The organism is Candidatus Phytoplasma luffae, from assembly GCF_018024475.1.
Classification (GTDB): Bacteria; Bacillota_I; Bacilli_A; order Acholeplasmatales; family Acholeplasmataceae; genus Phytoplasma; species Phytoplasma luffae.
In genome coordinates this window covers 258332-275013 of sequence record NZ_CP054393.1, presented here as the reverse complement: position 1 = coordinate 275013, position 16682 = coordinate 258332, and the positions used below count along the sequence as shown (strand labels likewise).

10 protein-coding genes and 3 tRNA genes are annotated in these 16682 nt (G+C 21.9%); 2 read left to right on the top strand and 11 right to left on the bottom strand.

Annotation, left to right across the window (positions count from 1 at the left end; genetic code table 11):
• Positions 1-28: 28 nt before the first annotated feature.
• From secA to LFWB_RS01315, 7 genes are all read right to left on the bottom strand, one after another.
• Positions 29-2560, bottom strand: coding sequence for a preprotein translocase subunit SecA (secA, locus tag LFWB_RS01345; protein ID WP_210954933.1), 2532 nt, complete (start codon positions 2558-2560; stop codon positions 29-31).
• Between the two features lie 232 nt (positions 2561-2792).
• The gene (locus LFWB_RS01340; protein WP_210954877.1) at positions 2793-4139 is read right to left on the bottom strand and encodes an FAD-dependent oxidoreductase; all 1347 of its coding nucleotides are present in this window, start codon (positions 4137-4139) and stop codon (positions 2793-2795) included.
• Between the two features lie 122 nt (positions 4140-4261).
• The gene (locus LFWB_RS01335; RefSeq protein ID WP_210954876.1) at positions 4262-8779 is read right to left on the bottom strand and encodes an exonuclease domain-containing protein; all 4518 of its coding nucleotides are present in this window, start codon (positions 8777-8779) and stop codon (positions 4262-4264) included.
• A gap of 128 nt (positions 8780-8907) precedes the next feature.
• Positions 8908-8994, bottom strand: a tRNA-Leu gene (locus LFWB_RS01330).
• A 136-nt stretch (positions 8995-9130) separates the two neighbouring features.
• Entirely contained in the window at positions 9131-10555 is a 1425-nt protein-coding gene (proS, locus tag LFWB_RS01325; RefSeq protein ID WP_210954875.1) for a proline--tRNA ligase, read from the bottom strand.
• A gap of 199 nt (positions 10556-10754) precedes the next feature.
• Complete coding sequence (metK, locus tag LFWB_RS01320; RefSeq protein WP_420887582.1) at positions 10755-11912, bottom strand: methionine adenosyltransferase; 1158 nt, start codon at positions 11910-11912, stop codon at positions 10755-10757.
• 158 nt (positions 11913-12070) lie between these two features.
• Entirely contained in the window at positions 12071-12430 is a 360-nt protein-coding gene (locus LFWB_RS01315) for a S1 domain-containing protein (protein WP_210954873.1), read from the bottom strand.
• A gap of 160 nt (positions 12431-12590) precedes the next feature.
• Here LFWB_RS01315 and LFWB_RS01310 point away from each other — a divergent pair.
• Together LFWB_RS01310 and LFWB_RS01305 are read left to right on the top strand one after the other, a co-directional pair.
• Positions 12591-12664: transfer RNA gene (locus LFWB_RS01310), tRNA-Thr, on the top strand.
• A gap of 99 nt (positions 12665-12763) precedes the next feature.
• Positions 12764-12838, top strand: a tRNA-Gly gene (locus LFWB_RS01305).
• Positions 12839-12914: 76 nt separating this feature from the next.
• Here LFWB_RS01305 and rpsO read toward each other — a convergent pair.
• From rpsO to LFWB_RS01285, 4 genes are all read right to left on the bottom strand, one after another.
• Entirely contained in the window at positions 12915-13139 is a 225-nt protein-coding gene (gene rpsO, locus LFWB_RS01300; protein WP_210954872.1) for a 30S ribosomal protein S15, read from the bottom strand.
• Between the two features lie 34 nt (positions 13140-13173).
• A complete protein-coding gene (locus LFWB_RS01295) occupies positions 13174-13497 on the bottom strand; it encodes a cyclic-di-AMP receptor (RefSeq protein ID WP_210954871.1) in 324 nt (107 codons plus the stop codon).
• 258 nt (positions 13498-13755) lie between these two features.
• Positions 13756-15639 carry a hypothetical protein gene (locus LFWB_RS01290; RefSeq protein WP_210954870.1) on the bottom strand — a complete coding sequence of 628 codons (1884 nt, stop codon included), beginning with the start codon at positions 15637-15639 and terminating at the stop codon, positions 13756-13758.
• Positions 15640-15803: 164 nt separating this feature from the next.
• On the bottom strand, positions 15804-16619 hold the full coding sequence (locus LFWB_RS01285; protein ID WP_210954869.1) for a helicase-related protein: 816 nt from the start codon (positions 16617-16619) through the stop codon (positions 15804-15806).
• Between the last annotated feature and the right edge of the window lie 63 nt (positions 16620-16682).

The following is a 16682-nucleotide window of genomic DNA, read 5'->3' as shown; positions in this document are numbered from 1 at the left end:
TTAAATTTCCTTTATAATAAATTTTTTTTTAATTCCAAGGTTTTTTAACTGCTTTATATTTTCTTTTTTTAGATTTTTTTAATATATTTTTAGTTACGTTGCCGTCATTATAAGTAAATTCTTTTTCATTATTTTCTATAAAGTCATCTTGAGATAAAGTGAATTTTAAAATAATACGTGTTATATCAAAAGAAATATTATTTATCATTTCGTTAAAAAAATTTAAACTTTTTTCTTGATAAGCTGTTAAAACATTTTGTTGACCGTAACTCATAAAATTAATACTTTTGCTAAGTATGTTCATATCAGAAATATGACGTTTGAAATAATTATCAATATTACGAATCATAACGATTTTTAAAAATTCAGAATAATAATTTTGATTATCAATAATTAATTTTTCTTTTTTTTCTTCAAGGATATGATTTACTTTATTTAAAATTAATTCTGTTATTTCTTTTTTATAAAAGTTATTCTGTTTTTTTTCAAATATTAATTCTATTTCTTCTTTTTGTAAAACATCTTTAGGGAAGAATAATTGTTCAAAATATTCTAAAAAATTCACAGAATTAGAACTAAAATCTTCTTTTTTATTCATTTTATTTAATAAAAAATAATTAATTTTTTTATCAATTGTTTTCGAAATTAAAATTTTCACTAATTCTTCTATTTTATCTTTATCAGAATTTAAAATTTCTTTTCTTTGTTGATAAATAATTTCTCTTTGTAAACCTAAAACAGAATCGAATTGTAAAATAAATTTACGATAATTAAAATTAGAATTTTCAATTTTTTTTTGCAATTTAGTAAAAAAATTAGTAAAAAATTTAAAAGATATAGGTTTTTTTTCGTCTGATTTATTTCTAGTTTTATTTAATAATTCAATTATTCTTTGTATTTTATCGCTACCAAAACGTTTAACTAAATCATCTTCTCCTGAAACAAAAAATCTAGAAAACCCAGGATCTCCTTGACGACCTGAACGACCTCTTAATTGGTTATCAATTCTTCTTGATTCATGTCTTTCTGTTCCTAAAACTGCCAAACCACCTATTTCCGCAACTCCTTCGCCTAATTGTATATCTGTACCACGACCTGCCATATTAGTTGCTATAGTTATAGAACCTTTTTGTCCCGCTTTAGAAATTATTTCCGCTTCTTTTAAAAAATATTTAGCATTCAAAAGTTCATGTTTTATTTTTCTTTTTTTAAGTTTTTGAGAAATTAATTCTGAAACTTCTACAGTGACAGTTCCGATCAAAATAGGTTGTTGTTTTTTATGTCTTTCTTCTATATCTTCTATTAAAGATTCCCATTTTTCTTCTAAAGTCGCAAATACAAAATCTGGAGCGTCTTCTCTTATAATTTTTTTATTAGTTGGTATTTCAATTACTCTTGTGTTATAAATATTAATGAATTCTTTTTCTTCGGTTTTAGCTGTTCCTGTCATACCAGATAAAATTTTATAAATTCGGAAAAAATTTTGATAAGTAATAGTAGCAGAAATTTCTGTCTCTTCTTCTATGTCGCAACCTTCTTTAGCTTCTAAAGCCTGATGTAAACCATCACTAAATTTACGCCCTTTTAAAACTCTACCAGTAAAACTATCGATGATTAAAATTTTATTATTATCAACCAAATAATCTTTATTTTTAGACATTGTATAAAAAGCTTTTAAAGCATTTTTAATACAATGTAATAAAACAGAATTATTTTCATTATATAAATTTTTTATTTGAAAAAAAGTTTCAGCTTTTTTAATACCTTCTTCAGTTAATTCAATTGTTTTAGATTCTGGTTCGATTATATAATGTGTTTCTTTTAAAATTTTTACAAAACGATTAGCGTCTCTATAAAATTGAATACTTTTCTGAGCTTTACTAGAAATGATCAAAGGTGTTCTTGCTTCATCAATTAAAATAGAATCTACTTCATCGACGATAACATAATTATATTCTTTTTTCATTAATATATTATTAATGTTAGTTTCGATATTATCTCTTAAATAATCAAAACCCAATTCACTATGAGTAGAATACATAATATCAGAATTATAAGCTATTTTTTTTTCTTCAATATTTTTTTCTTTAGTGTTTAATCCTACAGTCATTCCTAAAAAACGAAAAACATCACCTATTTCACCTTCAGATTCACGACTAGCTAAATATTCATTAACAGTAACAATATGCACTCCTTTGCCGCTTAAAGCGTGTAAATAAGCAGACATAACAGAAGTTAAAGTTTTACCTTCACCTGTTTTCATTTCTGCAATTTTACCTTTGTAAAGAACAAAAGAACCTAATAATTGAACTTTATAAGGATCTAAACCCGTAACCCTTTTACAAGCTTCTTTGGATAAAGCAAAAGCTTCTATTAATAAATCATCTAAAAAAGTTCCTTCTTGATAAAGTTTTTTTAATCTTTCGGTTTCTTTTGGGAAATCTTCATCTTTGAATTTAGAATAATCATCTTTTAATTTTTCTATTTTTTTAACTATTAAATCAATTTTTTTTAGATATTTATAAGAAAAATTAAATTGTTTTTTTAAAAAATTAAAAATCATCTTTTAATAAACCTTTCTATTAAGCGATAAAAAATATAATTTATCATTATTTTAAAAAATTTTTTTAAAAAAATTAAATATAATATTATTTTTTTAAAAAAAAATATAATTAAAATTTTTTAAAATAATGATATTTAAAATATTTTAAATATATTAAATATATTGTTATATAAAAAATAAAAAACTATGTTTAAAAAATATTAAACATAGTTTTTTATTGAAAAACTATTTATAAATTCATATTTTCTAAATATTTGATACCTGCTAAATTCAATAAACCCCATGGTTTGCTGAAATATGGCTGAAAAGAAAAATCTTTAAAGGCTAACTCATCTATAGTAGTTTTTGATTCAATTAAAACACTTAAAGTATTTATTTTTTCAGTCAAATCAACAGTAGATAAAATTTGCCCTCCTAAAAGTCTTCTTGTCTTTTTTTCAAATAAAATTTTTAACAAAACTGAATCATATCTAGGCATGAATTCTGGTCTGTTAGCGTCTTTAATAGTTATACAATCATAATCTATACCGAATAATTTAGCAGTATGTTCATTTAAACCTGTTGAAGAAATACTTAAGTCATTAATTTGTATAGAACTGGTCCCCTGCGTTCCTGAATATTTAAAAAAATTTTTTTTAATATTCAAACCTACAATAGTTCCTGTTCTAACAGCGTTAGTAGCTAAAGGAATATATATATCTTTTTTTTCCATTGGAGTGTAATAAATATTAATACAATCGCCACAAGCATATACATCAGAATGAGAAGTTTGTAAATATTCATTAACTTTTAAAGCTTTATTAGGTTCTATTTCTAATAAATCTTTGACTAAATCTGTGTTTGGTCTAAAACTAATACACATAATAATCATTTCTGTTTCATGACAATTTTTATCAGTTTGGACGTGAGTAACTAAACCATCTTTAGTTTTAAATTCTAATAATTTTTCATTTAAAGCTAATTTAACATTATGTTTTTTTAAACTTTCTTCAGCTAATGAAGTGAATTCTTTATCTAAATATTTAGGCATAATTCTATCAGCGACATCTATTAAAGTTACATCTTTATTTTGTTTAGAAAAAGATTCTGCCAATTCTACCCCTATATAACCAGCACCTATAATCGTAACTTTGTTAATTTTTTTAGTATATTCTATAATTTTATTAGCATTTTCTAAAGTCTTAGAAAATAAAATATTTTTAGATTCTATTCCTTTAATTTGAGGAACAATCGGTAAAGAACCTGTAGATAAAATTAATTTATCAAAACAATCTACAAATATTTTATTATTTTTTAAATTTTTTACAACAATTTCTTTTTTTTCTAAATCAATTTTCAAAACTTCATGTTTTAATCTTACAGTAGCGCCTAAATTAGTTAATTCTTCGCTATTAGAATAAAACAAACCTTTTTTATCTTTTACCACACCACCAACATATAAAGCTATTCCGCATGATAAAAAAGAAACATTATCGTTTTTTTCGTAAATGTTTATTTTGACATTTTTATATTTTTTAAATATTGTTCTTGTTGCGGCTGTACCTGAATGATTACATCCAATTACAATTATTTTCATTTAACTTTCGCCTTATTTATTTTTTTTAAAAAAAATAAAATTTAAAACTAAAAGTAACCAATTTAATTATAACTTAATTTTATTTAACATTACAAATATTTAATATACACAAATTATAACAATTATAAAGGTAATTGTTCTATTAATTTCAATTCATCTTTAATTATTTTATAAACAGTTTTGTTTATTTTAACTCTTTTATAAAAATCTTCTTGTGTAAATGATTTCTTTTTTCTTTCTTCAACTATATTATTAGCCGCTACCTCACCTAAACCATCTATTGTAATAAAAGGCATTATTAAAGATTTTTCATCACCATCTATAATAAAGTCAAAAGCTTGAGATTTATTTAAATCAATTGGCGAAAATTTAAAACCTCTTTTTAACATTTCTGATGCAACATTTAATGTATTTATCAGACTTTGTTCAAGGACAGTATTTTTTTCTTTTTTCTTTGTTATTTTTTCAATTTCTTTATCGATTGATTCTGGTTTTTTCAACATTATTTTATAATCGAATTGATTCAATCTTTTAGAAAAAATACAACTATAAAATAAAAGAGGATGATAAACTTTAAACCACGCAATTCTTACAGCCATCAAAACATAAGCAGCAGCATGAGCCTTAGGAAAAAGATATTTAATTTTATTTAAAGATTCTAAATACCAATTCGAAACTTCTGTGTTTTCTTTTATTTCAGATATTGTCTTGTTCCATTCTTTAGGATTTTTATTTTGTTGTCCTTTACGAACTATTTCCATAATTTCGAAAGATTTTAAAGGATTTACATTTTTTTTAATTAAATGTAACATAATATCATCACGACAACCAATAATATCATTAAAAGAAATTTCTTTAGATTCGTCCTTTGAAGAATTTCCTAAATAAGAAAAATCTCCTTTTTTATTCAGAATATCTCTTGCATTTTGTAACCAAACATCTGTTCCGTGTGATAATCCAGAAATTTTAACTAATGTTCCAAAATTAAAATTAAATTTTTTTGTTTCTTTTTTATAAATATCTTTTAACATTTGTTTGACAAATTCTGTACCGAATTCTGGAATAGCAGTAGTTGTTTCGGTTTTTGTTTCGTTAGGGAATAAATCATAAACTTTTGGATCATCAACAGGAATATTTTGATAAGATGAAAAAGGAAATTTCTCTGGATTTTTCTTTACATAATCCATAAAAAATTTAATCAAAATAGGATCATCATGACCTAAAATATCCATTTTAAATAAATTATTTTCAAAAGAATGATAATCAAAATGAGTAGTTTTCCAATTAGATTCAATATCATTTGCCGGAAATTGAATTGGAGTGATTTCGTAAATAGATTTATTTTTAGGGACAACAATAATCCCTCCTGGATGTTGTCCTGTAGAACGTTTTACGCCTTCAATCATATTAGCTCTTCTTGCTATTTCACAAACTCTAATTTCGTCTTCTAACCCTTTATCTTTAATAAAACCTTTTACATAACCAAAAGCTGTTTTTTGAGCAACTGTTTGAATAGTTCCAGCTTTAAAAACAGAATCTTTACCTAATAATTCTTTCATATGTTCGTGCGCTCGCGATTGATAATCGCCAGAAAAATTTAAATCAATATCAGGAATTTTATCACCTTCAAAACCTAAAAAAGTTTCAAAAGGAATATCTTGTCCATCTTTTGTAAATTTTTCTTTACAAAAAGGGCAATCCATATTAGGTAAATCATAACCTGATAAAACATTTTTTATATTTTCGTAATCATTATTATCTTTAATTTTATTTTTATTATAATTATTAATATATTCTTTAAAATTTTCATCTTCTTTTTCTGTTTCATTCATTTGCGTAAAAACAGTATATTGGCATTTTGAACACAAATAATGAGGTTTTAAAGGATTCACTTCTGTTATACCTAAAAGAGTCGCTACTAAAGAAGAACCGATAGAACCACGAGACCCAACTGGATAACCATTATCTATTGATTTTTTAGCTAATAAATGAGCTAAAAAATATATTGGCGCTATATTATTATTTTTTTTATTTATTTTGTCACCAATAATACTTTTTAATTCTTTTTCAGTTCTTTTTTGAACAAAAGGATGTAATTTATTTCCATATTTTTTATTCAATTCTTTTTCAAATATTTTTTTAATTTCTTCTTTTATACTTGGGATTTTTAAATTTTTAGCAAATTCATTATCTTTGAGTGAAAAAAGTTGCGAAGGAAAAATTTTAATTTTTTCAATTTGATCATTTATTAAATGAGTATTATGAATAACTAAATCTTCTCTTAATTTTTTATCTTCAATAAATTTAAAAGAATCTAACATTTCTTGTGTTGTTAATAAATAATTATCTGGTAAATTTTTTGAATCGTATTTTGATAATTTATGTACTCCTCCGCCAACTAATTTAGCATTGATATAAATTTCTCTATACATTTTATCGTAATCATTTAAATAATGAACATCACCTGTGGCAACGATAATTTTATTTTGTTTTTGAGCTTCTTTGATTATTTTTAAAATAATTTCTTGAATTATTTTTTTACTTTCATCTTCGTTTTCTGGATTTAAATCATACATAATATGTTTATAACAATTTAAAGGTTGGATTTCTATATAATCATAAAAAGAAATATTTCTTTTTAATTCTTCATCTGTTTGATTTAAAGCAGCTTCAAAAATATTACCTTCATAAGAGCCACTACCTATCAATAAACCTTCTCTATATTTTTCAAAAATAGATTTAAGTAATCTAGGTTTTTTATAAAAATTTTCAGTCAAAGCATCACTAACTAAACGAAATAAATTTTGATAACCTTTTTGATTTTTAACTAAAATATTAACATTATGAGTTCTTTCAAAAATATTATTTAAAGATTCTTTTAAATCATAAAAATGTAAAATATTTCGTTCTTCTAATTTTTTAAACATTTCTATAAGAGCTAATGCGGTAGTTTTAGAATCGAATAAAGCTCTATGGTGATTACCTTCGATTAAATCATTTTTAACTTTAAAAACTTTAGCAATTCTTTTTAACTTAAAATATTTTAAAAATTCAGAAAAATATTTTTGCGCTAAATACAAAGTATCTATATAAATAGGATCTTTAAAAGGAATATTTAATTGTTTAACTTTTTCTTTTATAAAACCTATATCGAAAGAATAATTGTGCGCTACTAAAACATAACCTTCAATAAATTTTAAAAATTTTGGTAATATTTCTTCAATAGTAGGTTTATTTTTTAAATCTTCGTCTTGAATTTGAGTAAGTTCTATAATTTGTTTATTTAATTTTATCTGTGGATCGATCAATTCATCAAAAATTTTATCTGTTATTTGACCATTTTCTATTTTTATAGCTGAAATTTCTATAATTCTATCTCTAGTTTTAGAAAAACCAGTAGTTTCGATATCGAAAACAACATAATTATGTTGTTTTAAAACAAAATTATCGAATTCAGGATATTCGTTTTGATTAGTTACAAAAATAGGTTTTTCTGATATAAAATCCATTTCTATACCTAAAATAGGTTTTATATCTTTGTTATAAATACACTTATTTATATCAGGATAAGCATATAAACCATTATAATCTGTAAAAGCGATAGCTTTATGTCCCCATCTTTGAGCTGTTTCAATATAATCTTTAGGACTATTTATAGAATCTAAATTAGACATCTTCGTGTGTAGATGCAATTCAATCCTTTTTTTTCCTTCAAAATCATCTATTCTTTCTTCGTTTAAAAGAATTGGGCTTAAAATATTATATTTTTTTGAATCATTATTTTTGAAATGGATTTGTAAAAAAAAATCGTTTTTTATAAAACTATTTTCAGATAAACGAGACCAAGAAGATAAAATTTCTATTTTAGTACCTTCTTGAAAATCTTTTTCTATTTTTTGATAATTTGTATCTTTAGGGTCACAAAATTGTTTATAAAAAATAGAATCGTCTTTTGTATATGGGTTTAATAAATGAAAAGAAAATAAAACTTTTTTATTCTTAGTTTCTTTTTTAGTTACGTTTTGAATATAACCTTGGATCCAAAAAGATTTAGAACCATATTTTTCTTTAAACTCAAGAAATTGAGAAGAATGAAAAGGGATATCAGAAAATGTTAAATACATTTTATCATTATCAACTTGTAATTTTATTTCTTCTATATCATAATCTAAATCAAAATTATAATCTTTTTTTAATAATTTAGCAAAATCATTTATTAAAGGTTTTAATTCATCTTTATCATTTGTTTTTAAATTAATTCGAAATATTTTTTTTTCAAAATCAATTTCTTCGTCTAAAAAAGGAATAATTTTATTCATTATCTTTATTGATATTTTTTCGAAAAGATATTTGAATATTTTAAGCCAAAATTTTTTATCATGATAATCTTTTAATTCAGAAAAAAGAAAACGAATATCATGTTTTAAATCTTTAATCAAATCATCAGATTTTTTTAATACAAAATCAAAAATTTCCTTTTCCAAAGTTTCTAAATAACATACATTAGAAAAATCTTTTTGTAAAGAAATATTTATAACCCATTTTTTATTCTTTGAATCAACAATAACTCCATCCAAAGAATAATTGGTTAAATTTTGTGAATTAAATTTTTGAATAAAACTTTCGAATTTAGAAGACATTTTTTTTACTCTTTTAAATTAATTTTTTTTATTTTTATATAAAAATAAAATTTTAATTGTATCAAATATACAAAAATAAAAAAAATAATATAGTTACGAATATAACTATATTTTATAATTTTTTTATTTGGTACTGATGGTCGGACTCGAACCGACATGAGTTTAACCTCGTTTGATTTTGAGTCAAATGCGTATACCGATTTCGCCACACCAGCTTTCGAAATTTAAATAATATTTATATTAATAAATTAAAAAAATAATTTTCAATAAAATTTGAAAATTTTATTTAATTTTAATATAATTAATTTTAACATAATATATAAAAATAAAATTATAATACAAAAACAAAAATTAATAAGCTCTAGCGAATAAAATAGTTTGATTAGCTTTTTTTTTAGTTACAGGACATATTTCGCTTATTAATTTTTGTTTAACCAAAACTCTAGCAGTCGCACCTGTTTCTTCTTTTATAATTTTTTCTGCTTCATTTTCGTAAACGCTCATTTTGATATAACCAAATTTTTTAATATTTGTTTTAAAATCTTCATAATTTGTAACTTCTAATATATTTTGATTTAGATGATTTAAAGCTTTTTGAAACATTGTTTCATTAATATTTTTTAGTAAAAAAGGAATTTTTTTAAATAAATCATTTATTTTAATTATTTTTTTTTCAAAATTATGTCTTATAAAAATAGTTACATTATCTTCTTTTAATTCTCTCAAACCTATTTCAATCCTTAAAGGGATTCCTTTTAATTCATAATGACTAAATTTCCAACCAATATTTTTATTTTGTTTATCTAAAAATACTTTATATTTTTTAAATAATTTTTTATAAAATAATTCAGCCATAGTTAAAACTTCTTTATTTTGAGGTTGAATAGGAATAATAACTATTTGAATAGGTGCAATATAAGGCGGAAGAACTAACCCTTCATCATCACCGTGTATCATGATTAAAGCACCTATCATTCTTGTAGAAATACCCCAAGAAGTTTGTTCTGCGTATTGAGTTTGTAAATTAGAATCTTGAAATTTGATACCAAAAGCTTTGGAAAATTTAGAACCTAAATAATGAGAAGTTCCCGCTTGAAGAGCTTGTTTATCATACATTAAAGCTTCAATAGAATAAGTTAATTCAGCTCCTTTGAATTTTTCTGATTGAGTTTTTTGTCCAGAAACAAAAGGAATTGCTAAAAGTTCTTTTCCTAATTTTTTATATAAATTTAAAATAGTTATTGTTTCTTTTAAAGCTTCTTCTTTTGAACTATGAGCAGTATGTCCTTCTTGCCATAAAAATTCTTTACTTCTTAAAAAAGGTTTATTAGTTTTTTCCCAACGGACAACATTACACCATTGATTAAATAATTTAGGTAAATCACGATAAGAAAATATTTTTTTTGCATAATATTGCGAAAATAAAACTTCAGAAGTCGATCTAATAACTAAATTTTTAACCAATGGTTCGTTATTCATTTCTTTAATCATCAAGGATTCAACAGCGAATCCATGAATATGTTCTTTTTCTTTTTGAAACAAATCTTCAGGAAATACCAAAGGGAAATAAACATTTTGATGATTAAGTTTTTTTAACTTTGAATCTATAAATTTTTTAATAGATTCCCATATAGCATAACCATAAGGTAAATAAATAAAAAAACCTTTAACATCAGAATAATCAATTAATTCTGATTTCAAACAAATTTCTTTATACCATTTGCCAAAATCTACATCACGGGAAACAATTTCTTTAACAAATTTAGAATTTTTCATACAAATCCTTTTTTAAAATTTATTTAATAAATACAAAATATTCATTAATTTTTAAAAAGATAAAAACAATTAATAAAAAAATTATATATATTATTATCTATTTTTAAATAAAAAAATATAAATCGAATATTTATTAAAAAAATAAGTATTTAAAATAAAATAAATAAAATATTTTTTCTTTAGGTGAAATATATTGATTTCATTTTAATAATTTAGAAAAGATCGGAACCGAATCTATTTGTTCCCAAGAAAATAAATTATCTTTTCTTCCGAAATGGCCTTCGCAAGCAGTTATTTGGAATAAAGGCTTTGTTAAATTTAATTTTTTGATAATTCCCGAAGGAGTTAAATCAAAATTCTTTTTAATCGTATCAATTATTAATGTTTCTGATATTTTGTTTGTTTTAAAAGTATTAATGAAAATGGCAGCAGGTTGCTTTAAACCAATAATATAAGATAATTGAATTTCGCATTTATCAACTAACTTCGCAGCGACAATGTTTTTAGCTAAATATCTAGCGATATAAGCACCACTTCGATCTACCTTAGACGGATCTTTACCACTAAAAGAACCGCCACCATGACGAACTTCACCACCGTAAGCATCTTGAATAATTTTTCTTCCAGTTAAACCTGTATCCGCGCTCGGTCCTCCGATTATAAAACTATGAGAAGGATTTATATAAAATTTAGTTTTATCGTTCACCAAATTAAAATCAACAACTGGTTTAATTACTTTTTCCATGATGACTTGTCTTAAATGTTCTTGTTTAATATTGGGTTCGTGTTGAGTTGAAACAACAATAGAATCGATATAAAGAGGGTTGTTGTTTTCATCGTAAACTAAGGTCACTTGGGTTTTTCCATCAGGTTTTAAAAAAGGAATAATTTTTTGTTCTCTTACTTCTGTTAATTTTAATGATAAATTACGAGCAATAACAAAGTTTAAAGGCAAAAAGAGATCAGTTTCTTTTGTGGCATAACCAAACATCAAACCTTGATCGTTAGCACTTTTATTTTCAACCACTTTATTAAGTTCAGAAGATTGTTCATGAACAAAATTAAAAATAGTTACTTTTTGATAACAAAAATTTTCTTTTTCATCATCATAACCTATATTTTTGATAACTTTTTTTATAATTTCATTTATTTGTTCTGATTCAAATAAAAATTTTGTTTTGATTTCTCCTAAAATAATAACTTTATTATCAGATACTATCGTTTCAATCGCGACTTTAGAATTGGAGTCATTTTTTAAATAATAATCTAATAAAGCATCTGAAATTTGATCAGCTATTTTATCAGGATGTCCTTTTGTCACAGATTCAGTACTAAATTTTTTCATAAAATTCCTTATAAATTTTAATCTTTTTTTAATGAAAAAAAATTTTTAAAAATAAAATTCACTTTCATTAAAAAAAGATATTAAACCTTTTTTTAATTAATATAGTTTAAGTTTTTTTAATAAAAAAAACTAATCAAAAACATTAATTTATTATATTTTTTTTGAAGTTTTTAATCTTCTTTTTTAATATAACAAGCTTGTTCTCTACCTTTAACTAATTTAATGAAAAATCTAACTCTGTCATTTTCTTTTAATACTTTATATTTTATTTCTTGATAATGACTTAAAGCAGCTTCTTCGTTTCCGACTACAATAGAATTACAATGGAAAAACAAATCATCTTCCAATTTTTCTCTTTCGTTTATAAATTGTTCGATTTCTGTTTCGTCTATTGAAAATTCTTCAGCTATTTGATTAAATAAAACTTCTCCCATAGGTTTAACTGATTTAATAAAACCATAACCTTTATCGATAGCATTCCATTTAACGATTCCTTCAAATGCGCTTATGCTTTTTGTATTATTTGACATTAATTAATTCTAAAACTCCTTTTTTATATAAATTAAATGAAACACCTTTTTAATTATATAATAATTAATTATAAAATTAACATTTTTTTATAATTTAAAAAAAACAATTTATATAAAAAAGAGTTTTATATGATAAAATAATAAAACAAAGAATAAATAAGCTCTTATAGTTTAATGGCAAAATGTGTCAATGGTAATGACATGATACAAGTTCGATTCTTGTTAAGAGCACCAATATTATAACAATTTATATTTTTTTGTGTTATAATTATTTCGTATTAATATTTAAAATTTAAATAATTATTTTAAAATTTGAAATCAAAATTTTAATTCGCGAATATCGTATAGTGGTTATTACTTATGCTTGCCAAGCATAAAACAGGGGTTCGATCCCCCTTATTCGCTCCATAAAAAATTATAAAAATTAAAAAATAATTAAATAAATAAAAAAAATTATCTTAATAATAAATTAAGATAATTTTTTTTATTTATTTTGAGATAAATATCTCATTAAAATATTTTTTCTTTTATTTTTTATTAATAAACTACGTTTAGAATCAAAATCTTTAGGATGTTCTTTTAAATGTTTATTTAATTCTTCTATTCCTCTCGATAATAAAGCAATTTGAACTTTAACACAACCAGTATTATTTTCGTTATCAGTATTTTCTTTAATAATTTGTTTTTTTTGTTCTTTAGTTAAAATCATGTTAATAAAATCATTACCTTTCTTGAAATAATTTTTATATTTTTAAAAACTTTTCAACATCTAAAATAAAAATAGTAGCTCCACCTATAGAAACTTCAGAAGGCAAATTAAAATAAAAGCTAAATTCATTAAAAATATTATTAGGAATTAATTGTGTTTTGGTTTTAGAATATTTTCTAAAAATTTCTAAAACTTGTTCAACTTTTTCTTTTTTTAAACCAATAATAAAAGTAACATTATTTTCTTTTAAAAAGCCTCCTTTGGTAGCTAATCTTGTATTAAAAAAATTTTCTTTATTCAAATTCATTTCAACTTGATTAGCATCTTCATTAGAAACTATTGCTAAAACTAATTTCATTTCATTACTCATAATATATATTATATATTATTTAATACGAATTTAAAACTTTAAATTTAATAATTATTATTAACGATTTTTTTTATTTATTTTTATCAAAAAAAAATATGGACATTATTTAGTTTTTAATATACATAAAAGAATAAAAAAATAATAACAAACATATTTAAATTAAAAAGTTTTAACTTGGAGTCTGTTAAATCTTTGGTTGTTCCTAAACCGTAACAGAAAATGCAGTAAGTCTAAATTTTATAAACATTAAAATTCTATTTTCAATATTATTTCATTATTACTGTTGTATTCTTTTATTTGTTTTAAATAATTATTATTATAATTATTTTTATCATCTATATAATCATATTTTATTTTTTTAATCATTTTATTGTTGCTGTCATATTCTGTTAATAATAACAAATGATTATTATCGGAACCAGTTGTATTTTTTATATAATCATAGTTTGTTTTTTTAATAATTTTATTATTGCCATCATATTCTGTTAATGCTTTTAAATGATTAAAAGGAAACAAGGAATAATTATTTAAATATTCATAGTTTGTTTTTTTAATTATTTGATTATATCCGTTATATTCTATCAATGATATCAAATGATTATTATCGGAACCAGTTGTATTTTTTATATAATCATAGTTTGTTTTTTTAATTATTTGATTATTGCCATCATATTCTGTTAATACTTTTAAATGATTACAAGGACACAAGGCAGTGTTATTTATATATTCATAGTTTATTTTTTTTATCATTTTATTATTCATATCATAGATATTTTCTTCTTTAATATGATTAAATAATGAATTAAAATTTTCTATTAAATACTTTATTGAAGTCTTTGTTTGAGGTTTTTCTTCTTTTTTATTAATTTTAAAATTTTGCATCATTTTTGTTTTTGTATCGTTATTTAAGGTTTTTGTTTCATTTAAAAATTCAAAAATTTTTTTGTATATTGTTGTTTCTTCATGTTGAGTATTTATTTTGTTCTGTTTATTTTCTATTTCTTGATTTAATTTAATTATTTCTTGTTTTGTTTGATCGATTTCTTCTTGAAAAGTTTTTGTTTGTATATTGATTACTTCAATTTGGTTATTTAATTCTTCTTTTTGTTTTTTCCATTCTTTTTCTTTTTTAATTAATTGTTTTTGTTCTTCTTCTTTTGTTTTGATTTCATTATTTAATTGTTTTTCTTTATTAATTATTTCTTCATGTTGAGTATTTATTTTGTTCTGTTTATTTTCTATTTCTTGATTTAATTTAATTATTTCTTGTTTTGTTTGATCGATTTCTTCTTGAAAAGTTTTTGTTTGTATATTGATTACTTCAATTTGGTTATTTAATTCTTCTTTTTGTTTTTTCCATTCTTTTTCTTTTTTAATTAATTGTTTTTGTTCTTCTTCTTTTGTTTTGATTTCATTATTTAATTGTTTTTCTTTATTAATTATTTCTTCATGTTGAGTATTTATTTTGTTCTGTTTATTTTCTATTTCTTGATTTAATTTAATTATTTCTTGTTTTGTTTGATCGATTTCTTCTTGAAAAGTTTTTGTTTGTATATTGATTACTTCAATTTGGTTATTTAATTCTTCTTTTTGTTTTTTCCATTCTTTTTCTTTTTTAATTAATTGTTTTTGTTCTTCTTCTTTTGTTTTGATTTCATTATTTAATTGTTTTTCTTTATTAATTATTTCTTCATGTTGAGTATTTATTTTGTTCTGTTTATTTTCTATTTCTTGATTTAATTTAATTATTTCTTGTTTTGTTTGATCGATTTCTTCTTGAAAAGTTTTTGTTTGTATATTGATTACTTCAATTTGGTTATTTAATTCTTCTTTTTGTTTTTTCCATTCTTTTTCTTTTTTAATTAATTGTTTTTGTTCTTCTTCTTTTGTTTTGATTTCATTATTTAATTGTTTTTCTTTATTAATTATTTCTTCATGTTGAGTATTTATTTTGTTCTGTTTATTTTCTATTTCTTGATTTAATTTAATTATTTCTTGTTTTGTTTGATCGATTTCTTCTTTATTATAATTTAAAAAAAATTTAGAAATGAATAAAAAGAAACTAATATTAAAAAAAATAAATATTATTATTATTAAAATAATTTTTATTAACAATTTATTTTCAAACATATTTTAAAATTCCCTTTCTAATAAAAAAAACACTTTTTTTATAAATGATTTTGTATTTTAGAAAAAGTTTATTAATGGAACTAAAAAAATTATTTAAAATATTTTTTAGTAATTTTAAAAATATAATTGTTTAATCAAAAAAATAAAAATTAAATATTTTAAAATTATACAATAAAAACATTTATGCGATTCAAAAACATAATACTACTTTTATATTTATCATCAAATTCTAATGGAAAAATAATAACCGCTTTTTTATTTTCATTATTTGGATCTTTTCTTAAAGTGCGTCCCATCGCTTGAATAAGATCAATGAAAGATTGTTTAGGTTCAAAAAAAACAATAGCATCACATTCAGGAATATCCACTCCTTCAGTTAAACAACGACAATTCCATAGTAAAAAAGGTTTTTCGTTTTTTAATTTATTTAATTTTTCTTCTCGTTCCGAAGGAGACATTAAACCTTCAATATAATCAGTTTTTAAAGAAGAATCGTATTTATGAGTATCATTAAGTGATTTTAAAATAGCCTCCATAAAAGAAGAAGCGTGTTGAGCTCTATTAACGCTGATACCGTTAACAAAAGCCAAAGCTGATTTACTTTGATATTCTTTTAAAATTTTTTGAATACCGACCATTCGTGCAATATAATTTAAATGTAATTTATTTTTAATTTTTTCAATTAAAAAATTTTCTTTATTATTTTTTATATATTTATCACCTAATAAATGATTAATAGAATCTTTAATCTCTTTAGATAATTGTGAATCAATGTCATTTAATTCTTTTACTTCAGCAAAAAGAGGGAAAACAATTTCATATTCGCACAAAAAATTCTCATCAATAGCTCGATCTATTTGATAAGAATAAAAAATCTCACCATAAAGTTCTTTATTTTTCATATCGACCATTTTTAAATTTTCTTGAAAATTATTACTTTTACGAGTTTTAGTAATATAAATTTTAACAGTGGCGGTCATATATAAAGTTTTTTTAGACTTAATATTTTCTTGAATATGTAATTGTTTTTCATCTAAAGCTTT